Genomic DNA, 19,850 nt, shown 5'->3' on the forward strand with positions numbered 1-19,850 from the left:
AGGGCGCTTCGCCCGGGGGGGCCGACCCGAGAACAGCCATGACCGCCGAACCGCTCGACGACCTCACCCACGACCACGCGCACATGTCGCGCCTCGTCGCCGAGGCGCGCGAGCTCGTGCACTCGGTGGGAACGACCCCGGGGGACGCACAGTCCCGCGCCGCCCTCGGCGAAGCGCTCGAGTCTCTGCTCGACGATCTCGCGACCCATTTCGCGCGGGAAGAAGAGGGGCTCTTCCCGTTCGTCGCGGCCCGCCTGCCCGAGTCCTCGGCGCGCCTCCGCGGGCTCACCCAGCTCCACGACGGCCTCTGCGGTGCGCTCGGGCGCATGCTCAGGCAGCTCGACGAGCCCGAGCCCGAGAAGGCCCTCGCGGCGATGTTCGAGCGCTTCGAGGTCGCGTACGCCGAGCACTCGCACGAGGAGCGCGACCTCATCGCGGCCCTCCCGAAGGCCCTCTCGGGGGACGACCTCGCCGAGCTTCGAGGCATCCTCGAGTCGCTTTGAGGCTCTACGTCCTCGGCTCCGGGTCGACCGGGAACGCCGTCCTCGTGCAGGCGGGTGAAACGCGTGTCCTCGTCGACGCGGGGCTCGGCCCGGTCGCGTGCGTGAAGCGCCTCCGCGCCCTCGGCGCCGACCTCTTTCCACGCGGGGTCGACGCGCTCGTCGTCACGCACGAGCACGCCGATCACGCCGGCCACGTGCTCCCTCTCGCGAAGGCGCTCCGTTGTCCGCTCGTGCTCCACGACGGGATCGCGGCGCCCGTCGCACGGCGGAGGTTCCCCGTGGTTCGCCTCGGGGGCGGCCCTGTCGACCTCGGCGAGCTCCGCATCGAGGCGTTCCCGTTGCCCCACGACGCGCCGAACGTCGCGCTCCGCCTCTCGTCGCGCGACAGGTCCGTGGCCTACGCCACCGATCTCGGCCACGCCCCCGCGGGCCTCGCGGCGTTCCTCGCGGCGAGCGACGCCGTGCTCCTCGAGGCCAACCATTGCCACGAGGCGCTCGCGGTGGGCCCGTACACGGAGCGTCTCCGTAGGAGAATATCAAGCAATATCGGACATTTGTCGAACGTCGAGGCGGGGCTCTTGGTCCGCGACGTGCGTGCGCTCGGCGACCCTCTCGTCGCGCTCTGTCACCTGTCCCAGGTCAACAACTCCCCCGAGCTCGCGCTCCGCGACGTCGGCCGTCTCGCGCCTCTCGCGCGCCTCACGGTGCTCCCGCACGGCGAGCCCGTCGTGGTCGACGTGGAACGCGCCCGGACCCGCGCCGCGGTTCAGCTCGCGCTCGGGCTCGGTTGAGCGTCGTGGCGCGCGGCGCGTAGCCGTCGACGCGGCGCGAGGCCGAGTGCTTCGCCAGCCCACGCACCGCTTGCGAACGACGGACCCACGACACTAGAAGGGCGCCATGACCACCGTCCGAACCGTCCAGTGCGTGAAGCTCAAGAAGGAACTGCCGGGCCTCGCGCGCCCTCCGTACAAAAACGAGCTCGGGCAGCGCATCTTCGACGAGGTCTCGAAAGAGGCGTGGGACATGTGGCTCAAGGACTCGGTGAAGTTCATCAACACCTACCGGGTGGACCTCACGTCGGCCGACGGCCAAAAGTTCATGTTCAAGCAGTGCGCCATCTACTTCGGCTTCGAGGACGGCGAGATGGCGCAGACCGCGTTCGTCCCGGCCGAAGAGAAGAAGAAGGAGGGCTGAGGCGCCGTGGCTACGATCTCCTCCGGGGCCTTCGGCTCTTCTTCGATGCTCCTCCGCCCCAGCGAGGGCAGCGCGCCCGAGCTCACCCTCGGTGTTCCGGGCTTCTCGTACGCGGACCTGTTCGAGCCCGCGAAGCTCGAGGAGCTCCACGGGCTCTTCTTGCGCTGGTTCGCGTCCGAGGCGAAAGACGCCTCCGAGACGTTCGCGCGCTACGCGGCCTGCCAGGGCAAAGGCATGACCCCCGAGGAGACGAGCGTCGCCGTGCTCGCGGCCGCGCCCTACGTGTCTCGGTTCGTCGGCAAGCTCTTCGGCGTCGAGGCCGAGCTCGCGTCCATCGCCGAGGCGACGGGCGAGCGTGGGCCCTTGTGGGCCTTCAAGGCGCAATTCGCGAAGAAGCGTGTCCTCCGTGAGGGGGCAGGGAAGTCGTGGAAGGGCTCGGGGGCCGACGCCTCCGCGGTGGTGGAGATCTCCCTGCGCGCGCTCGGCGCCCCGTCGGACGACGACGAGCTCCGCACGGCCAAGGTCGTCGTGGCCGTCGTCGCCATCGACGACACCGCGCGAAAGAGCGCGAAGGCCGGCGGCGCGACGTTCACCCCGGAGCTCCGCGCGCGCGCCGAGTCCCTCCGGCAAGCGCTCGCCTCCGCGTCGACCACCAAGGACCTCGCGGCCCACGTGACGGCTCGTGCGGCAGACGCCGCGACCGACGCCGAGGACGGTGCGCTCGCCGCGTTCGTGCTCGACGCCTTCGAGGCGCACCTCGCGCACCGGCGGCACGATCACGCCGATCCGGCCCACGGATGGCCCTCCCTGCACGCCCCGAAGAACCTCGATTTCTCGGCCCTCGTCACCGTGGCCCGTCCCGACGCCGCCCTGCCCGAAGCGTTCGTGGGGCCCGCCGACCACCGGCGTCACCGCGATGGCTTCGCCCTCACCGACCGGCGCATGGGCGCCCGCGCGGTCGAGCAGGAGATCGACTACTGCCTCTACTGCCACGAGCGCGACAAAGACTCGTGCTCGAAGGGGCTCCGCGACAACAAAACGGGCGAGGTGAAGAAGAACCCGCTCGGCGTCTTGCTCGAGGGCTGCCCCCTCGAGGAGCGCATCAGCGAGATGCACCTGCTCCGGCGTGGGGGCGACGTGCTCGGGGCGCTCGCCACGATCTGCATCGACAACCCCATGTGCCCCGGCACCGGGCACCGCATCTGCAACGACTGCATGAAGGCCTGCGTCTTCCAGAAGCAGGAGCCGGTCAACATCCCGCAGGCCGAGACGCGCGTCCTCACCGAGGTGCTCGAGCTCCCGTATGGGCTCGAAATCTATGGGTTTTTGACGCGCTGGAACCCGCTCAACGTCGTCCGCCCCTACAGCCTCCCGTACAACGGGAAGAACGTGCTCGTCGTGGGGCTCGGCCCGGCGGGCTACACCCTCGCCCATCACCTCACTCGCGAGGGGTTCTCGGTCACGGCGGTCGACGGGCTCAAGCTCGAGCCGCTCCCCGCGGAGCTCGTCGGCACGGCCGAGGCACCGCCTGCGCCCGTGCGTGACTACGCGGCGCTCTACCACGAGCTCGACGAGCGTCTTCTCCTCGGGTTCGGCGGCGTGTCCGAGTACGGGATCACCGTCCGGTGGGACAAGAACTTCCTCACGGTGCTCTACGTCACGCTCGCGCGGAACAAGCTCCTCCGCATGTACGGCGGGGTCCGCTTCGGCGGCACGCTCACGCTCGACGACGCGTGGGACCTCGGCTTCGATCACGTCGCGCTCGCGGCGGGGGCGGGCCGGCCGACCATCATCGACATGAAGAACAACCTCGCCCGCGGCATCCGCAAGGCGAGCGACTTCCTGATGGCCCTCCAGCTCACGGGGGCCTACAAAAAGTCCACGATCGCGAACCTCCAGGTGTCGCTCCCGGCCATCGTCATCGGTGGAGGTCTCACCGCGATCGACACGGCGACCGAGCTCATCGCCTACTACCCGGTCCAGATCGAGAAGACCCTCACGCGGATCCGCGGGCTCACCGCCGAGCGCGGCGAGGCGGCCGTCCGGGCCATGTTCGACGACGAAGAGTGGGCGACGCTCTCGACGCACCTCGCGCACGCCGAGGAGCTCGAGGCCGAGCGCGCACGCGCCGCGGCCGAGGGGCGCGATCCCGACCTCCAAGGCCTCGTCACGAAGTGGGGAGGCGTCTCCCTCGTGTACCGCAAGTCGGTGCAAGACTCGCCCGCGTACCGCCTGAACCACGAGGAGGTCCACGAGAGCCTCGCCGAGGGCGTGCGCTACGTCGAGAACCTCTCGCCCGTCGAGGCCCTCCTCGACGGCTTCGGTCACGTCCGCGGCGTGCTCTTCAAGCGCCCCGACGGCTCCACGATCGAGCTGCCCGCGCGCACCGTGTGTGTCGCGGCGGGCACGAGCCCGAACGTCACGTACGAGAAGGAGTACGAAGGGACGTTCCAGCTCGACGCAAGAAAGCAGTACTTTCAAGTGCATACGGCTCGTCGGAGCGAGGGCCGCACGGAGCTCGCGGTGGCGAAGCCGCGCGAGGGGTTCTTCACGAGCTACGAGAAGGACGGCAAGGTCGTCAGCATCTACGGCGACAACCACCCGCACTACGCCGGGAGCGTCGTCCGCGCGATGGCGAGCGGCAAGGACGGCTACCGTCACGTCGCCGCGCTCTTCCCCGAGCTGCGAGAGCTCTCGTCCGCCGATCAGCCCGCCCGTGATCGCGCCCTCGCCGAGCGAAACGCGCGCCTCGACGCCGAGCTGCTCGCGACCGTCGTCGAGGTGAAGCGCCTCACGAAGACGATCGTCGAGGTGGTGGTCAAGGCGCCGCTCGCGGCCCGCAAGTTCAAGCCGGGCCAGTTCTATCGGCTGCAGAACTTCGAGTCGCTCGCGCCCGTCGTCGACGGCACCCGCCTCGCCATGGAGGGCCTCGCGCTCACCGGCGCGTGGACCTCTCCCGAGGAGGGGCTCATGGGCACCATCGTGCTCGAGATGGGCGGCTCGTCGCGCCTCTGCGCCGCGCTCCGACCCGGCGAGCCCGTGGTCCTCATGGGGCCGACGGGCGCACCCACCGAGATCGGCGCGGGCGAGACGGTGCTGCTCCTCGGGGGCGGCCTCGGCAACGCCGTGCTCTTCTCGATCGCGCGCGCCTTCAAGGCGCTCGGCGCCAAGGTGATCTACTTCGCCGGCTACAAAGACGGCGAGGACCTCTTCAAACAAGAGGACATCGAGGCCCACACCGATCAGGTGGTCTGGTGCACCGACAAGGGCAGGGAGGTCACGCCTCGGCGCCCTCAGGACTGCCACTTCCGTGGCAACATCGTCCAGGCCGCGCTCGCGTTCGGCAAGGGCGAGCTCGTCCGCCCCGTCGCCCGCCTGTCCGAGGTGTCGCGCATCATCGCCATCGGCTCCGACCGCATGATGGCCGCCGTCCAAGAGGCACGCCACGGCGTGCTCCGCCCGCTCCTCGATCCGAAGCACCTCGCCATCGGCAGCATCAACTCGCCGATGCAGTGCATGATGAAAGAGATCTGCGCCCAGTGCCTGCAGAAGCACCGCGATCCTGCGACCGGCAAAGAGACGGTCGTGTTCTCGTGCTTCAACCAGGACCAAGAGCTCGACGCCGTCGACTTCGCGCATCTGCGTGAACGGCTCCGCGCGAACTCGGTGCAGGAGAAAATCGCGAACGCGTGGCTCGATAGCCTTGTTCGTAAGCGTCCGGAATTGTTGATTATTTAGTTCGGAACCGGCGGGCCGCGCGGGCAGGGTGACTTTCCCCCTTCCGTGCGGCTCGCCATCGTGCGAGTACGGCACGCCCTCATGGCCACGCGCTATCACATCGGTGCCAAAGAACTTCGCGGTGCAATCGAAGCCTACGCGAAGCGGTTCGACCTCCTGGAGGTTCGGCTCGCACCGGCCGGACGGGAGGCGCAAGGGCCCACGCCCGCCACGCTTCGCAAGTGGAGGAAGGCCGTTCCTCCCCACTTCGAGTTCGTCACGGTCCTCGGACCTGCGCTCTCGAAGCTCCGGCCGGGGCCCGAGCTCGAGAAGGAGCTCGAGGCGGCGCTCGCGGCCGTGACGACGCTCCAGTCGCGCATGATCCTGCTCCCGACGCCCGCGGAGGTCACGCCCACGGCGCTCTCGCGCGACCGCATCGCGCGCCTCCTCGAGCGCCTCCCGCGTGACGTGACCCAGGTCGCCTGGGAGCCGCGGGGCGTGTGGGAGCTCGAGGACGCGGCCGTGTGGGCGAAGAAGTGGGGCATCTCGCTCGTGGTCGATCCCACGCGGGATCGCGTCCCCGTCGGCCCCGTGGCCTACGCGCGCCTCCGCGCCATGGGGGAGTCGCGCTCGTTCGGTCCGTCGACCCTCGAGCGCGTCGTCGGGGCCATCGGAGAGCGCCGCGAGGCCTACGTCCTCATCGACTCTCCCACCGCGCTCGCCGAGTGCAAGAGCCTCCGTTCGCTCGTCCAGAGGTCGCGGTCCTCGAAAGAGGGCGGTCGAGGGCGCGTGCTCCGGCCCCGCGGCATCACGACGTTCAAGGTCCGGGACGACGAGCAGGAGTAAGCCCAGTGGAGCCTCGAGACGTCACCCAGAAACGCGCGCGTGCGACGCACGCCTCGGTGAGCGCGGCCCGCGACGCAGCCGAGGCTCTCTTGCTGAAGGGCAACGCGGTCGACGCCGTGGTGGCCGGTGTGGCCGCCGCGGCGGCCCTCGAGCCATCCGTGCTGCTCGGTCCGGTGCAGCTCCTCTTCGGAGGCGGTGGCGCGGGCGTGCAGGCGCTCGGCGGCCTCGTCCTCCAGGGCGGCAAGGGCCAGGACCGGCCACGTGGGTTTCGGGCGGAGGATCCGATCCCGGAGGCGGCGCGCATGGGCGTTCCGGCGCTCCCGGCGGCGCTCGCGGCGGCGGTCGCCACGGCCGGGCAGGCGAGCTTCTCGCAAGTGCTCGCACCGGCGATCGAGCTCGCCAAAGGCACGCCTCGAAAAGACGTGCTCGCGCACATCGCCCGTGTGGGGGCGCGTGCCCTGAGCGAGGGCAAGCTCGGGGAAGAGCTATTTCACGCGGGAAATCGCGTCGCCGGCGGCGTCCTGTCGCGCGAGGACCTCGAGGACGTGGACGTCACCGCGACCCGGCTCGGCGTGGCGAGGGAGGGCGACGGCGCCCGCGGTGTGGTCACCGTCCCGTGGGGAACGGGGGCGGTCGTCCCCGGGACCGACGAGGACGGTCGTGACGCTCGCGCCAGCCGCGCCGTGCTCGCCGTCGACCGGAACGGTCTCTTCGCGATCGCCGTCTACGAGGTCCACCTCGACGCGCTCCGCATCGAGGAGCTCGGTCTCGCGGCCCCTCTCCTCGCGACGCCCGTTCGACGTGGGGAAACGCGGGTGCGCCCAGGCACCCCCATCCCGGCGGCGTTTCCAGCGGCGCTCATCGAAAACGCGGGCGCCTTCGAGCTCGCCCTCGTCGTCACGGGTGCCGCGCGTGGCGAGGCCGAGGCTCGCGCGCTCGTCGAGCGAGCCCTGCGGGGAGAGTCCCCGGAGCGGCCCTCCGCCGGACGAATGCTGGCCGTCGCGCAGTCGGGGCCCGTGGCCCGCTCGTTCGACGCGGTCGCGCCCGACGCGGGCTGAGCGCGCTCACCGAATTTCCACGCTCATGATCATCGGGCAAGGCCGCCGATTTCCCTGAGCTCGTCACCCGAGGTCTCCGTCCTCCGCCCCGCCTCGTGCTCCTCGGGCCCGGCGCAAGACGACGGAGCCGCCTGCTTCCTAGAGCGAGCGCCTTCGTCGTCGGCTCGCGACGACACCGAGCACCATCGCGAGCGGAGCGGCGAGCCCGAGGCCACCGTCGGCCGCCCCGTCGACCGAGCTGCAGCCTCCTTCACTCGACGCGACCGGGGCAGGGGGCGCCGACGGATCGCACGCGCCTCCCGCGACCGTGCCCTTCGACGTCGTGCGCTGGTCTCCGTCGATGTACACCGAGCAGAGCCCGGACACGTCGTCGTTCGAGAGATCGCGGAAGAACGTCGAGCCTGGCGTGTAGCGCGCGAACATGGTCGCGGTCCGCTCGGACGTGTGCGCCAGCCCGAAGAAGTGGCCAACCTCGTGCGTCAGCGCGCTCTGCATGTCGGTCCCGTCCTTCGGGACCGGATCGCTCAGGGCGAAGTCGATCTCGGCCGTGTTGACCTCCATGTCGGCGTCGAGGATTTCGCCGCTCTCCTTGTTGAAGGTGAGCGTCGTCAGGATGACCTCGTTCGTCGAGCCCTTCGGCCACGCGTCGTCGTAGAAGACGATGACGCTCGCGTTCTTTCCGCCCTTGGTGTCGTAGCCGAGCATCGACCGCGGCATGTCGCCGACGTACTGCGCGTCGATCGACGGTGTCTTCCCCGAGGCGCAGACCGAGGTCTCCCACGTGGCGAACGCGGTCTCGGTGAGCTCCTTGAAGCGGGTCATGTCGAGCTTCTTGGAGCCGGGCGACTCGATCGAGTACCCGACGCACTTGCGTGAATGGTACACGTAAATGCCCTCGTCCCAACATTGACCGTTGGTGGGCGAGAAGCTCGGGTCGGTCGCGACCGTCGTGGTGCGGCAGAACGCGCGAGCCGCCCCCGTGGAGAGGAGGGTGGCAACGGCAAGCAGGGCCCCGGCGAGGACGCGCATGGAAAAGAGAAGCTCCTTCGGCCGAACGCGGCCCTCCTCCAGAGTAGCCAATGGCGAGGGCGCCCGCCCGCAAATCCCTATCCCTGCAGGGGAATCGGCCGGCCGGGGCTTGCCCCTCCGCCACTGCAGAAACCCTTGACAATGCCTGCGCGAAGGCGCAGGGTGCGCCTCCCATCCCGGAGGCGGTCCCTCCCGGAGAAATGCTTTGCCCCCGGCACCTGCCGCGAGGGCGCGACGAGGTACCGGTCATCATGGCAAAGAGCGACATCACGGGCAAGCGCCGCATGAAGGCGCAGAATGTCTCCCACTCCAACATCAAGACGAAGCGCTGGCAAAACGTGAACGTCCAGCAGCGTCGCCTGTGGGTGCCGGAGCTCGGGCGCTTCGTCTCGCTCAACTTGACGACGCGCGACATCCGCACGATCGACAAGATCGGGCTCTTCGAGTTCGCGAAGCGCCACCACGTCAAGCTCTGATCGGTCGGCGCCGTTCGACGACTCGAGGCCTCGCATGCGCAGCGCGCGGTGCGGGGCCTCGTTGTTTCGACGCTCGCTCCTCTAGCCAAGTGGGACGATGCCGCTCCTGCCGTTTCGAGTGCTCGAGCCTCCCGGGGAGGACTCGCCGCTGCTCGTCGAAGTGCCCCACGCGGGCCTCGTCGTCGACGACGGGACACGCGCGTCGTGCGTCGCTCCGTCCCGTTCGATCGAGAAAGACGCGGACAGGTACGTGGACGAGCTCTACGCGGACGCCCCCCGGCTCGGGGCCACGCTCCTCGTCGCGACGTATTCGCGGTACGTGGTCGATCTGAACCGCGCCGAGACCGACGTGGACGGCGGCTCGGTGCGAGGGATCGTAGGGCCGATGAGGGCCTCGCGGGGCGTCGTCTGGCGCCTCACGGGGGACGGCCTCCCGGTGCTCGCAGCGCCCCTCGAGCCGGCCGAGCTCGAGCGCAGGCTCGCGACGGTGTACCGGCCGTACCACGAGGCGCTCTACCGCATCGTCCGTAGGAAGGTCGCGAAGCACGGCTTCGCCGTGGTGCTCGCCGCCCACTCGATGCCGAGCACGGGCACGCTCCCGTCCGGGAGGAAAGGGCCCCCACGAGCCGACGTCGTCCCCGGGACGCGCGGTCGCACGAGCGCGGCGAACGTGCTCATCGACGCGGTCGATCGCCACGCGCGCACCGAGGGCTACAGCGTGTCACACGACGACCCGTACCGCGGTGGCTTCACGACGGCCCACTACGGCCGACCGCGGGACGGCGTCCACGTGGTGCAAATCGAGCTCGCGCGTCGCCTCTACATGGACGAGACGACGCTCGAACGGCACGACGGGTTCGCGCGAACGCGTGGGCTCGCCGCGGGGCTGATGAACGCGCTCACCCACGCCGCGCGGAGCCTCGTCACGACCTGACGGCCGGCGGGGCTCACGCGGATCGGCTCGTACGCGCTCGTGGGTGGGCCTTGTCGTACGCGGCGCGCACGTGATCGTGGGCGATACGCGTGTAGATCTCCGTCGTGCCGAGGTCGGCGTGGCCGAGCATCGCCTGGACCGCGCGGAGATCGGCGCCGCCGCGCAAGAGGTGGGTCGCGAACGAGTGCCGGAGCTTGTGGGGCGAGAGCTCCGCCGTGATCCCTGCCACTCGCGCGTAGAGCTTCACGAGCTTCCAGAAGCCCTGCCGCGTGAAGCGCTTGCCCCTTGGGGAGACGAACACGTAGGGCGACGTCTCGGCGTGAGGGCTCTTCGCGCGCACGTCCGCGAGGTACCGGTCGATCGCGGCGAGCGCGACCTCTCCCACGGGGACGAGTCTTCGTTTTTGACCTTTTCCGAGCGGAGAGCCCACGCCTCGTTGGAGGTCGAGCTCGCCGAGCTTGAGGTCGCAGAGCTCGCTCACGCGGAGGCCGGAGGCGTACATGAGCTGGAGCATCGCCGTGTCGCGGATGCCGCGCGGCGTATCCGTCCCCGGCGCGAGGAGGAGGCGCACCATGTCGTCCTCCGAGAGCACGCGGGGGAGCTTTCGATCGAGCCGCGGTCGAGAGATGCGCCGGGTCGGGTCGGCCTTCTGGACGCGCTCCCGCACGAGGAATTTGCAGAGCCCGCGAATCGCGGAGAGCTGCCGCGCCGACGACCGCGCCGAGAGCCCGCGCTCGCTGTTGTCGACGAGGAGCCGGGAGAGCGCCTCGGGCGAGATGTCGTCGGGCAGCGGGCTCGCCTCGTCCTTCCCGAGCGAGGCGGCGAGCTTCCCGAGATCGCGCGCGTAGGCCTCGAGTGTGTTCTTGGCGAGCGCCCGCTCCACCCGGAGATGGTCCAAGTAGGCGTCGATGTAGCCGTAGAGGTCCACGAGGGAAGCGTAGCCGGGGGGCAGGTCGGCGTCAGGTTTGTGACGCCGATTCGATGACCATGGTCATCGAACGACGGCGGCCTCGGCGAACGCGCGGAGGAGGGGACGCGGGTCGGCCTCTCGCATGATCGACTCGCCGATGAGGGCGGCGTCGGCCGAGGTCCGGGCGACCCCGGCCACGTCCTCGGGGAGCTTCAGGCCGGAGAGGTGCACCTTGACGATCCCGCTCGGGACAGCGTCGAGCACCCGTCGCGCGCGGGCGGGATCCATCCGGAGCGTGTCGAGGTCGCGCGCGTTCACTCCGACGACGTCGGCCCCGAAAGAAAGGGCGATTTCGAGCTCTTCTTCGGTCGTGACCTCGACCAGCGCGCCGAGGCCGAGCTCCCGGGCCGAGGCGACGAGCTCGCCGAGCCGCTCGGGCTCGACCAGCCTCACGACGAGGAGCACGGCGTCGGCCCCGAAGTGCCTGGCCGCGCGGACCTGGACCTCGTCGACGACGAACTCCTTCGCGAGCACCCTCGTCGGCTTGCCCTCGAGGGCCACGCGCGCCCCGAGCAGATCGTCGTACGTGCCCCCGAAGAACGGCGTGTCGGTGAGCACGCTCACCAGCTTGGCGCCCGAGCCCGCGTACGCACGGACGCGCGACGCGAGGTCGAGGGTCGTGTCGAGCGGGCCCGCGCTCGGGCTTCGCCGCTTGTGCTCGAGGCAGAGACCGAGCGGCGCGCCCGCGTTCCGGCGCAGGTGCGGCGCGAGCGGGCGCGGAGCGTCGGAGAAGGCGGGGCTCTTCTCGAGGGACTCGGCGAGGGCCCCGAGGCTCCGCCGTTTCTCGCGGAGGATGTCGTCGAGCAGGGTCATGCCGATGGCTCACGGAGACGCGCGGCAGCCCGCTTCCACCGCGCGAGAAGCTCCGCCCCGGCGCCGCGTCGTTGGGCGTCGTGCACCGTTCGTGCGGCCTCGTCGAGCGGTATGTCGCGTGCCACGTGGAGCGCCGCCGCGGCCGCGAGCACGACCGCCGGGAGCGCCGGCGTCTCGTCGCCGCGGAAGAGCGCCTCGAGCGCGCGCGCGTTCTCCTCCGGGCTTCCCCCGTCGATGGCCTTCGCCGGGGACACGGGGAGCCCGAAATCCCCCGGGACCACGACGATTTCGCTCACCGTTCCGTTGCGCACCACCGAGACCCGCGTCGGCGCCTCGGGAGAGATCTCGTCGAGCCCGTCGTCGCTGCGGCAGACCCAGGCGTGCTCGGCGCCGAGCGCGGCGAGGGCCTCGGCCATCGTCGAGCGGAGGGCGTCGTCGTAGACGCCGACCACTTGACGCGTGACCCTCGCCGGGTTCACGAGCGGGCCGAGCGCATTGAACATCGTGCGCACGCCGAGCTCGCGGCGCACCGGCGCGGCGTGCCGGAGGGCTGGGTGGTGCGCCGTGGCCAGCAAGAAGGCGATCCCTACCTCGTCGAGCACCTCTCCCTGGCGCTCCGGGGGGACGTCGAGGGGGAGCCCGAGCGCTTCGAGCACGTCCGCGCTCCCGGAGCGGCTCGAGACGCTGCGATTGCCGTGCTTCGCGACGGGGACTCCGACGGCGGCCACGAGCACCGCGGCGGCCGTCGATACGTTGATGGTGCCTCTCCCGTCGCCGCCCGTCCCGCAGGTGTCGATCGCGCCGGGGTGCGAATGACTGACCGTGGTCATCGCCGCGCGGAGCGCCTCGGCGGCGGCGACGAGCGCCAAGGTGGGCTCGCCGGCGATGCGGAGGGCTCCCAAGAACGCGGCGATCTGGGCCGACGACCACGCCCCGGCGAGGATGGCGTCGAACGCGCGTCGGACGACGTTCGGGTCGACGCCGCCGCGCGCGAGCGACTCGAACGACTCGGCGAACGTCGCCGTCACGCCGAGCGCTCCGGGAGGCGCTTCGCGAAGGCCGCCATCATGGCCGCGCCGTGCTCCGTGAGGAAGCTCTCGGGGTGGAACTGGAGGCCCTCGACGTCGTGTGTGACGTGACGCACGCCCATGACGCAGCCGTCGTCGGACCAGGCCGTCACGCGGAGGTCGCTCCGCGCCGTGCTCGATCGATCGACCACCAGGGAGTGGTACCGGGTCACGGTGAACGGGCTCGGGAGACCTTCGAACACGCCCGTTCCGTCGTGATGGACGGGAGACGTGCGGCCGTGCATGCGCTGCTCGGAGCGGACGACCTCGCCCCCGAAGGCTTGCCCGATGGCCTGATGTCCGAGGCATACCCCGAGCACGGGGACGCGCGACGCGACGCGACCGAGCAGCGCGAGCACGATGCCCGCGTCGGACGGCGTCTTCGGGCCCGGTGAGATCACGAGCCCTCCGTGAGCGATGGCGCGGCGCTCGGCCTCGTCGACCTCGAGCGCGTCGTTCCGCACGACCTCGCACGTGACGCCGACCTCGCCGAGGAGGTGCACGAGGTTCCAGGTGAACGAGTCGTAGTTGTCGACGAGGAGGACGCGTTTCATCGAAGGCCGAGCCTCAGTTCTTTCGGGTCGCCTTGGTGGCCGCGGCGATCGCGAGCGCGCGCTTCTCGAGACCGGCCTGGAGGAGCGCGGCCTCGAGCTTGACCTTCGCGTCGCTCGAACGGAGCGCGGAGGCGTACCCCGGCATGGCGGCCTTGCGATCGGAGAAGAGCTTGCCGAGCTCGGCGTGCAAGCTCGTGCCCCACGGGGAGAGCGGTTTGGTCTCGATCAAAAGGGCGGTCGCGTCCCCGAGCGCGCGGGTCGCCTCGCCCTCGACGAGCTTGGCGGCGTCCTCGCCCTTCCCGTGGCGATCGAGACGCTCGGCCTCGGCGAGCGCTCCGTCGACCTTGGCGTCGGCCGCGAGGAGGAGGGCGAGTTTCTGACGGTCGTCGGCCTCGAGCTCGATCGGATCGCGCGAGCAGGCGAGGAGGGCGGGGCAGGCCAAAAGGGTAGCCGCGGGAAAAAACGAGCCGAGGGTCAGTGCGGCGGCGACGTGTGCCGCGCGGCGAAGGGCGCCCTGGGCGCGAGAACGCCCAAAATGCGCGACGAATCGGGCTTGTCTCAGGAACGACGGGCTCTGCGGATGCTTCGTTGACACGGAAGGCTTCGGGAAACTAACGTCTGCCGCGCAATCGCGCCACCTTGGGCGCGCACGGAGAACCGATGGCCGAAGAGAAGAAGCCGAAGATCGACCTCAAGGCTCGACTCGGCAAAACCGCCGCGGGCGGAGCCGCACCTGCCCCCTCCGGGGCGCTTCCCGTTCCCGCGCCGAGCGCTGCGGCGCCCGTGGCCGCGCCGAGCGCGCCCGCGTCCGGCGCGCCGCTCCCTGGCACTCCGATCGGCCCGCCCCCGGGCTTCGTCGCACCGGGCTCCAAGCCCGCGCTCGACCCCTCGAATCCGCTCGTGGCGGCGGCCTCTCCGTCGCGCGCCCCCGAGCCTCCGCCTCCGCCCCAGCCCCAGCGCATCGAGGTCGACGAGGCCGCGGTGCAAGAGGCCAGCAAGGCTGCCCTCCGCAAAGGCGTCATGATCGGCGGCCTCCTCGCGGTGATCTGCGGCATCGTCGGCTACGTGGCCGGCATGAGCGGCGAAGCGAACTCCGGCCGCAAGAAGGCCCAAGGCGACGCCAAGAGCCTCGCCGGGGACGTGCTCAAGGCCAAGGAAACCCTCGATAAGATTGGCAAAAAGCTCGACGAGGGCAAAAAGTCCCTCGTGACCGACAAGAAGTTCCCCGACAAGCTCGCGAGCGAGCTCGGCGGCATGAACGTCGACTTCGACGGCGGAAAGCTCGCCGGCGTGCGCTTCTCCGGGTTCTCCACCGAGACCTCGAGCGGCCTCATCGAGTTCATCTCGTCGGTCCAGAGCTTCAACGACCGCAAGCTCGCGCTCATCAACCTCCTGAACGCGCTCCAGAAGCCGATCACGGAGAGCTTCGCGTCGTCCGCGAACCCGACCATCAACCACGTGGTCTTGCTCGGCCGCCAGGACGCCTCGAAGAACTACTACGGCATCCTCGCGCCGCTCGACGCGCCGCTCCCCATCAAGCCCGACGCCATCGCCCTGCCCGACAAGCTCAAGGCGATCGACGTGACGGGCGGCGGAGCGAAGGTCGAGGTGGCGAAGTACACGGGCGGCGACCTGTCGAAGCCTGCGGCCCTCTACATCGCGCCCGCCTCGATCTCGAAGAACTTCCCGAGCGAGGTGAACGGCAAGATCGCGCAGCTCGTCTCGCAGCTCGCGAAGGGCGCCAACGAGGTCTCGGGCGACAAGGTCGATCCGAACATGGTCCAGGAGACCAAAGAGGGGCTCGTGGCTCGCGCCGACAAGCTCGCCGCCGCGCTCAACAAAATCGGCGACGGAAAGTAGCCGAGAACGCGACGCGACCGCCGTCTCCGAGGCGCCGCCCACGAAGTCCTCGTCGGCGGCGCCCTCGTTTCGAAAGGCACACCATGAAAACCGAATCCGGCTCCCACGTCGTCGTCACCGGCGCCTCGAGCGGCATAGGCGAGGCCATCGCCCGTGCTTTCCTCGCACGGGGAGACAGGCTCACCCTCGCGGCCCGTCGCGCCGACAAGCTCCATGACCTCGCGAGAGGCCACGAGGACCGCGTGCACGTGCACCCGGTCGATCTCGCGAGCTACCACAACGCGGAGAGCCTCGTCGCGGCGGCGCGCGCCGCGCACGGCCCGATCGACGTGCTCGTCAACAACGCCGGCGTCCAGATCGTCGGCAAGACCGAAGAGACCGACTTCGAGGCCGGAGTCAGGCTCTTCGAGGTGAACGTGCTCAGCCCGCTTCGGCTCACCACGCTGGTCTTGGGCGAGATGCTCGCGCGTCGCGCCGGCACGATCGTCGACATCGCGTCCATGGCCGCCATCGCGCCGACGCCCGGCATGTTCTTCTACAACGCGTCGAAGGCGGCGCTCGCGGCTGCCTCGGAGGGGCTGCGAGGCGAGGTGGCCGGGCGTGGCGTCCACGTCGTCACCGTGTATCCGGGGCCCGTGAGGAGCGCCATGGAGTCGGCGGCGCGCGACAAGTACGCCTCGACGCCTGCCGCGCGTCACACACCCACGGGCGAGCCCGACGAGCTTGCGAGACGCGTGCTCCGCGCGGTGGACACCCGATCTCCCCGTGTCGTGTACCCCGATGTGTACGGCCTCGCGCGCCACTTCCCGAACGCGACGCGGTGGCTCGTCGACAGGTTCACTCCAGGGCTCAAGAGCTAAGTCGCGTTCTGTCCGCGAGGTCGGGCCGGGGCGGCGGTGGCTACTTGTCGCCTGGCGCGGCCCCGAGGACGATGCTCGCTCTCCTTACGGGGCAATCCGAGACGCGTACGTCCACGTACCCGCGGGCGAGGAGCGCCGCGCACGCGGTCTCTTTTGCGACGCGCCTTCGGGGGAGGAGGCGAGAGACGAGCCCCTCACGCTCGCGCGCCATCTCGAGGATCGCGATGTGGGTGCCCGGCCCGAGCGTGTCGGCCGAAGGGACCGCCTGGATCAGCGTGAGCAGGCCTTCGGCTTCTTCGTGGGTCGGGTGAACGACGAGCAGCACGTCGGTTTCGGCCGACGACGGCGGGGGGCGGCCGAGTCCGAAGGGGAGCACGGTGGGCGCCGGAATCCCCACGAGGCGCGCCCCGACGAAGGGGCCCTTCACGTCGCAGGCTCCTCGGGGGCCTCGAGGGCGATCTCGACCTTGGTGACGCGGGTCTCGTCGGCCTCGCGGACCGTGAGGCGGAGATCCCCGATCCGCACGACCTCCCCGACCTCGGGCACACGCCCCGCGCGGTCGACGAGGAGGCCGCCGAGCGACTCGTACGTCCCCTCGGTGGGCAGCGGGTTGCCGATGTGGTCCGCCAAATCTGCCAATGGAATCGAAGCGTTGGCAAGGTATCGCCCCTCGCCGAGGCTCTGGATCGGCGCGTCGGCTTCGACGTCGTACTCGTCGCGGATGTCGCCTACGATCTCTTCGATGATGTCCTCGAGGGTGACCATGCCTGCGGTGCCCCCGTACTCGTCGGCGACGACGGCGAGGTGGAGGCGCTTCGACCGCATCTCGCGGAGAACCGTGAGAATGGGCTGCGACGCCGCCACGAAGAGCACGGGCTTGCGGAGGAGCGCCGAGAGGGCGAGCGTCTCGACCTTCTTGGTGCGCACGACGTCGAAGAGGTCTTTGACGTAGAGGAGGCCGACGACGTTGTCGAGCGTCTCGCGGTACACGGGGTAGCGCGAGTGGCCGTCCTTCGCGACGAGCTCGATGACCTCGGACAAGGGGGTCTTCAGCTCGATGCCCGCCATGAGGCGGCGGGGCACCATGACCTCTTTCGCCGTCTGCTCCTGGAACTCGAGCACGTTGCGGATCATGGCCGCGGGCTCTTCGGCGATCGTCCCCGATTCCTCGAGCCCCGTGACCGCGTTCTCGAGCTCGGCCTCGGCGCTCACGGGGTCGTGCACGCGCTCTTCGTCGACCTGGGACGTGACGAAACGGCCGAGGAGCGAGAGCGGCATCGCGATCGCGGCCACGACCATCTCGAGCGGCCAGAGCCACACGAGGAGGCGTCGCGCCGTCGCCTCGGGGCGCTGGCGGGCGATCGACGCGAGCACCTCCGCGAAGGTCGCGTAGACGAGCACCGTGGCTGCCGCCGGCGCGAGGGGCATCGAGAGGTCGAAGAGGTGCTCGAAGGCGTCGTCGAACACGACCGCGGAGAGCCCGATCGACGAGACCCTCCCGACGAGCCAACGCGCGAGCACTGTCGTTCGCTCTTTTTCGTAGCGGGCGAAGGGCCTCTCGGTCTGGGCCAAGACGTCGAGCCGCGGATCGGAGATCGAGGTGACGGCGGCATCGGCGGCGGCGAAGAGCGAGCCGACGATGGCCGTCGTCGCGGCGAGCGCTATCGATGCGGTGGGATTCAACGCGAGGGAGACTCCGGTCCGGCACCTCGATGCCGGCTCGTTCGTACCTTACCGCACATCGGCCGCCGGCGGAAGCACCCGGCTCACGCCTCGGCGAGCACGCGCATCACGTTGCCACGCAGGGCCTTGCCGATGGCCGTGCGCGAGAACCCCGCGGCGAGGAGCGCGTCGGTGAGGAGGGGGAGGCCGCGTGGGTCCTTGAGCTCGCGCGTGGGCACGATGAAGCCGTCCCAGTCGCTCCCGAGGGCGACGCCCTCCTCTCCCACGACGTCGAGGATGTGCTTCATGTGGCGCACGACGGGCGCGATGCCGTCACCGCCGAGGAACTCGGGGCAGAAGATGACCCCGACACACCCGCCGCGGTCGGCGACGGCGCGGAGCTGCTCGTCGTCGATGTTGCGCCAGTGCTCGTGGGCGCCGAGCACCCCCGTGTGGCTCACGATGGGCGGTTTTCGAGCGATGCGGCAGGCCTCGAGGAAACCTCGTTTGTTGATGTGCGAGAGATCGACGATGACCCCGTTCTCTTCGCACGCCTCGACGACGCGCACGCCGAACGGGGTGAGCCCTTCGCCGTCGCGGCGCCCTCGCCCGTACGCCGGGTAGCCCACCTCGTTCGCGCTGAAATGAAGGAGCCCGAGGTAACGAACACCTCGGCGAGCGAACGCGGCGACACGGTCCACGTCGCCTTCGAGCGCGTGCGCCCCTTCGATCCCGAGGAGCGCGCCGAGCACTCCGTCGCGCCGGCACGCATCGACCTCGTCGGCCGTCTTGACGAGGCGGAGGGCCGACGGAGAGCGCGCGAGCGCCACCTCGAGCACGTCGATCTGTTCCTCGATGACGCGCGCAAGGCCACGCATACGCTCGGCGATGGGTAGCGAGACGAGCCCGAAGAACTGCGCCCCCATCCCCCCTTCGCGCATGCGAGGCACGTCGACGTGACCGCCCAGCGCGGCCTTGTAGAGCGGCGGCTCGTGCGCCTTGTGCAGGTCGTACCCGAGCCAGCGGGACCACATGAGCGTGTCGGCGTGCAGATCGATCGCCGGGTGCTCGGCGTGGAGGGCCTTGGCGTCGTCGGAGCCCAGCATGGCCGTCCACGTTACCGCGAATCGTGCGGCCATGGTCCGTCGGATCGCGCGCGGGGGCTTGCCTCGCGGCCTCCTTCCGGGTAGCCGGGCGTCATGGTCACGCGTTCAACCACGGTGCTCGTCGTGGGTGTCGGGGGGCTCGGGTGCCCCGCGGCGCTGGCTCTCGTCGGAGCCGGGATCGGGCGGCTCGTCCTCGTGGACGACGACGAGGTCGAGGTCACGAACCTCCATCGGCAGATCCTCTTCGAGCGAGGGGACGTCGGCCTCCCGAAGGCCGAGGCCGCCAAGCGCGCGCTCGACGCCCGGCGAATGGGCACCGAGATCGTCGTGAAGGCGACGCGGTTTCTCCCGCATCTCGCCGAGGAGCTCCTCGAGGGCGTCGACGTGGTCGTCGAAGGCGCGGACAACTTCGCCACGAAGTTCCTCGTGTCGGACGCGTGCGCCCGCGCGAAGAAGCCCGTCGTGCACGGGGCCGCGCTGCGATGGGAAGGCACCGTCCTCTCGTGTGGCGCCGAAGGTCGCCCCTGCTACCGCTGCATTTTCGAGGATATCCCTCCGGGTCCTGCGCCGAGCTGCGCGGACGCCGGCGTCATGGGGCCGGTGTGTGGAGTCGTGGGTGCGCTCATGGCCGACGCCGCGATCGGGCTCGCGTCGGGGAGCGCGGACGAGCTCGGCAGGTTTCGCTCGTTCGACGGAAAGACGCTCGAGCTGCGAGAGAGGCGGCTCCGGCCGCGGCGGGGATGCGTGACCTGCGGCGAGCGCGCCGAGGTGCCCTCGCTCGAGCCCTCACGGTACCGCGTCGAGGTCGGCACGTGATCCCCCGGGAGCATGCGAGGCAGGCGCGCCTGCCCGAGGTGCGTGTGGAGGGCCAGGCGCGGATCGCCCGGGCGCGCTTCGAGGTGCGCCTCGAGAGCGAGGTCGCGCGCGGCGTGGCCACCACGTACCTCGAGCGCGCGGGGGCGGGGCTCTCGAGCGAAGGAGGCGACGTGACCTCTGTCACGGCCCAAGGGCTCGGTCTCGTCTCGGGTGCCGACGAGGTCGCTCGGGGTGCGCTCGCGTCCCTGGTCGCGCTCCGCCATGCCCTTGGGCTCGGTCTCACGACGGATACCGTGCGGGTCACGGGGCGCGAGAGCTCGGAGGCGGTCTCGGCGCCGAAGCCGTGACACGTCCCGTAGCCGCGCCGAGCCTGTGGTAGCGTGAC

At 70.4% G+C, this 19,850-nt stretch carries 21 protein-coding genes; 12 read left to right on the plus strand and 9 right to left on the minus strand.

Annotation, left to right across the window (positions count from 1 at the left end; translation table 11 throughout):
- Positions 1 to 38 precede the first annotated feature (38 nt).
- The 6 genes from IPK71_20950 to IPK71_20975 all read left to right on the plus strand — a co-directional run bounded on the left by IPK71_20950 (position 39) and on the right by IPK71_20975 (position 7,318).
- Positions 39 to 503 carry a hemerythrin domain-containing protein gene (locus tag IPK71_20950; GenBank protein ID MBK8216206.1) on the plus strand — a complete coding sequence of 155 codons (465 nt, stop codon included), beginning with the start codon at positions 39 to 41 and terminating at the stop codon, positions 501 to 503.
- On the plus strand, positions 500 to 1,294 hold the full coding sequence (locus tag IPK71_20955; protein MBK8216207.1) for an MBL fold metallo-hydrolase: 795 nt from the start codon (positions 500 to 502) through the stop codon (positions 1,292 to 1,294). Before IPK71_20950 ends, IPK71_20955 begins: the two co-directional genes overlap by 4 nt.
- A gap of 106 nt (positions 1,295 to 1,400) precedes the next feature.
- Entirely contained in the window at positions 1,401 to 1,697 is a 297-nt protein-coding gene (locus tag IPK71_20960; GenBank protein ID MBK8216208.1) for an oxidative damage protection protein, read from the plus strand.
- 45 nt (positions 1,698 to 1,742) lie between these two features.
- Positions 1,743 to 5,435 carry an FAD-dependent oxidoreductase gene (locus IPK71_20965; GenBank protein MBK8216209.1) on the plus strand — a complete coding sequence of 1,231 codons (3,693 nt, stop codon included), beginning with the start codon at positions 1,743 to 1,745 and terminating at the stop codon, positions 5,433 to 5,435.
- Positions 5,436 to 5,516: 81 nt separating this feature from the next.
- Positions 5,517 to 6,260 carry a DUF72 domain-containing protein gene (locus IPK71_20970; protein ID MBK8216210.1) on the plus strand — a complete coding sequence of 248 codons (744 nt, stop codon included), beginning with the start codon at positions 5,517 to 5,519 and terminating at the stop codon, positions 6,258 to 6,260.
- Positions 6,261 to 6,316: 56 nt separating this feature from the next.
- A complete protein-coding gene (locus tag IPK71_20975) occupies positions 6,317 to 7,318 on the plus strand; it encodes a hypothetical protein (protein MBK8216211.1) in 1,002 nt (333 codons plus the stop codon).
- A gap of 138 nt (positions 7,319 to 7,456) precedes the next feature.
- Here IPK71_20975 and IPK71_20980 read toward each other — a convergent pair whose 3' ends face one another.
- Positions 7,457 to 8,347, minus strand: a complete 891-nt coding sequence (locus IPK71_20980; protein MBK8216212.1) for a matrixin family metalloprotease — start codon at positions 8,345 to 8,347, stop codon at positions 7,457 to 7,459.
- Between the two features lie 251 nt (positions 8,348 to 8,598).
- Here IPK71_20980 and rpmB point away from each other — a divergent pair, with 251 nt between their 5' ends.
- Positions 8,599 to 8,823 (plus strand): 50S ribosomal protein L28, encoded by a 225-nt coding sequence (gene rpmB, locus IPK71_20985; GenBank protein ID MBK8216213.1) that lies wholly within the window; start codon positions 8,599 to 8,601, stop codon positions 8,821 to 8,823.
- A gap of 97 nt (positions 8,824 to 8,920) precedes the next feature.
- Positions 8,921 to 9,757: an N-formylglutamate amidohydrolase gene (locus tag IPK71_20990; protein MBK8216214.1), complete on the plus strand. Its 837-nt coding sequence runs from the start codon at positions 8,921 to 8,923 to the stop codon at positions 9,755 to 9,757.
- A gap of 13 nt (positions 9,758 to 9,770) precedes the next feature.
- Here the strand turns inward: IPK71_20990 and xerD are convergent, their stop codons facing one another.
- The 5 genes from xerD to IPK71_21015 form a co-directional block, all read right to left on the minus strand.
- On the minus strand, positions 9,771 to 10,685 hold the full coding sequence (gene xerD, locus IPK71_20995; protein ID MBK8216215.1) for a site-specific tyrosine recombinase XerD: 915 nt from the start codon (positions 10,683 to 10,685) through the stop codon (positions 9,771 to 9,773).
- Positions 10,686 to 10,748: 63 nt separating this feature from the next.
- Positions 10,749 to 11,540 (minus strand): indole-3-glycerol-phosphate synthase, encoded by a 792-nt coding sequence (locus IPK71_21000; GenBank protein ID MBK8216216.1) that lies wholly within the window; start codon positions 11,538 to 11,540, stop codon positions 10,749 to 10,751.
- Positions 11,537 to 12,568 carry an anthranilate phosphoribosyltransferase gene (gene trpD, locus IPK71_21005; protein ID MBK8216217.1) on the minus strand — a complete coding sequence of 344 codons (1,032 nt, stop codon included), beginning with the start codon at positions 12,566 to 12,568 and terminating at the stop codon, positions 11,537 to 11,539. Before trpD ends, IPK71_21000 begins: the two co-directional genes overlap by 4 nt.
- Positions 12,565 to 13,161, minus strand: coding sequence for an aminodeoxychorismate/anthranilate synthase component II (locus tag IPK71_21010; GenBank protein MBK8216218.1), 597 nt, complete (start codon positions 13,159 to 13,161; stop codon positions 12,565 to 12,567). Before IPK71_21010 ends, trpD begins: the two co-directional genes overlap by 4 nt.
- A 13-nt stretch (positions 13,162 to 13,174) precedes the next feature.
- Positions 13,175 to 13,603 (minus strand): hypothetical protein, encoded by a 429-nt coding sequence (locus IPK71_21015; GenBank protein MBK8216219.1) that lies wholly within the window; start codon positions 13,601 to 13,603, stop codon positions 13,175 to 13,177.
- A 218-nt stretch (positions 13,604 to 13,821) separates the two neighbouring features.
- On the opposite strand from IPK71_21015, the gene IPK71_21020 reads away from it, so the two are divergent.
- A complete protein-coding gene (locus tag IPK71_21020) occupies positions 13,822 to 15,021 on the plus strand; it encodes a hypothetical protein (GenBank protein ID MBK8216220.1) in 1,200 nt (399 codons plus the stop codon).
- Between the two features lie 83 nt (positions 15,022 to 15,104).
- Positions 15,105 to 15,881, plus strand: coding sequence for an SDR family NAD(P)-dependent oxidoreductase (locus tag IPK71_21025; protein ID MBK8216221.1), 777 nt, complete (start codon positions 15,105 to 15,107; stop codon positions 15,879 to 15,881).
- 40 nt (positions 15,882 to 15,921) lie between these two features.
- On the opposite strand, the gene IPK71_21030 is transcribed toward IPK71_21025, so the two are convergent.
- The 3 genes from IPK71_21030 to IPK71_21040 all read right to left on the minus strand — a co-directional run bounded on the left by IPK71_21030 (position 15,922) and on the right by IPK71_21040 (position 18,649).
- Positions 15,922 to 16,308, minus strand: a complete 387-nt coding sequence (locus IPK71_21030) for a hypothetical protein (GenBank protein ID MBK8216222.1) — start codon at positions 16,306 to 16,308, stop codon at positions 15,922 to 15,924.
- Positions 16,305 to 17,564: an HlyC/CorC family transporter gene (locus tag IPK71_21035; protein MBK8216223.1), complete on the minus strand. Its 1,260-nt coding sequence runs from the start codon at positions 17,562 to 17,564 to the stop codon at positions 16,305 to 16,307. Before IPK71_21035 ends, IPK71_21030 begins: the two co-directional genes overlap by 4 nt.
- Before the next feature lie 83 nt (positions 17,565 to 17,647).
- Positions 17,648 to 18,649, minus strand: coding sequence for a dipeptidase (locus IPK71_21040; protein ID MBK8216224.1), 1,002 nt, complete (start codon positions 18,647 to 18,649; stop codon positions 17,648 to 17,650).
- Between the two features lie 93 nt (positions 18,650 to 18,742).
- On the opposite strand from IPK71_21040, the gene IPK71_21045 reads away from it, so the two are divergent.
- Entirely contained in the window at positions 18,743 to 19,465 is a 723-nt protein-coding gene (locus IPK71_21045; GenBank protein ID MBK8216225.1) for a HesA/MoeB/ThiF family protein, read from the plus strand.
- Positions 19,462 to 19,812 (plus strand): hypothetical protein, encoded by a 351-nt coding sequence (locus IPK71_21050; GenBank protein ID MBK8216226.1) that lies wholly within the window; start codon positions 19,462 to 19,464, stop codon positions 19,810 to 19,812. The genes IPK71_21045 and IPK71_21050 overlap by 4 nt, the downstream gene beginning before the upstream one ends.
- Positions 19,813 to 19,850 lie beyond the last annotated feature (38 nt).

This window comes from Myxococcales bacterium, assembly GCA_016712525.1.
Lineage (GTDB): Bacteria > Myxococcota_A > Polyangia > Polyangiales > Polyangiaceae > JAAFHV01.

Excerpts from the sequence above, each read along its gene's own strand:
- IPK71_20960 (MBK8216208.1), top strand. The coding sequence starts at position 1,401 with ATGACCACCGTCCGAACCGTCCAGTGCGTGAAGCTCAAGAAGGAACTG.
- IPK71_21025 (MBK8216221.1), top strand. The coding sequence starts at position 15,105 with ATGAAAACCGAATCCGGCTCCCACGTCGTCGTCACCGGCGCCTCGAGC.
- IPK71_20950 (MBK8216206.1), top strand. The coding sequence starts at position 39 with ATGACCGCCGAACCGCTCGACGACCTCACCCACGACCACGCGCACATG.
- rpmB (MBK8216213.1), top strand. The coding sequence starts at position 8,599 with ATGGCAAAGAGCGACATCACGGGCAAGCGCCGCATGAAGGCGCAGAAT.
- IPK71_21000 (MBK8216216.1), bottom strand. The coding sequence starts at position 11,540 with ATGACCCTGCTCGACGACATCCTCCGCGAGAAACGGCGGAGCCTCGGG.
- IPK71_20990 (MBK8216214.1), top strand. The coding sequence starts at position 8,921 with ATGCCGCTCCTGCCGTTTCGAGTGCTCGAGCCTCCCGGGGAGGACTCG.
- IPK71_20970 (MBK8216210.1), top strand. The coding sequence starts at position 5,517 with ATGGCCACGCGCTATCACATCGGTGCCAAAGAACTTCGCGGTGCAATC.
- IPK71_21020 (MBK8216220.1), top strand. The coding sequence starts at position 13,822 with ATGGCCGAAGAGAAGAAGCCGAAGATCGACCTCAAGGCTCGACTCGGC.
- IPK71_21045 (MBK8216225.1), top strand. The coding sequence starts at position 18,743 with ATGGTCACGCGTTCAACCACGGTGCTCGTCGTGGGTGTCGGGGGGCTC.
- IPK71_20980 (MBK8216212.1), bottom strand. The coding sequence starts at position 8,347 with ATGCGCGTCCTCGCCGGGGCCCTGCTTGCCGTTGCCACCCTCCTCTCC.
- IPK71_20965 (MBK8216209.1), top strand. The coding sequence starts at position 1,743 with ATGCTCCTCCGCCCCAGCGAGGGCAGCGCGCCCGAGCTCACCCTCGGT.
- IPK71_21010 (MBK8216218.1), bottom strand. The coding sequence starts at position 13,161 with ATGAAACGCGTCCTCCTCGTCGACAACTACGACTCGTTCACCTGGAAC.
- IPK71_21040 (MBK8216224.1), bottom strand. The coding sequence starts at position 18,649 with ATGCTGGGCTCCGACGACGCCAAGGCCCTCCACGCCGAGCACCCGGCG.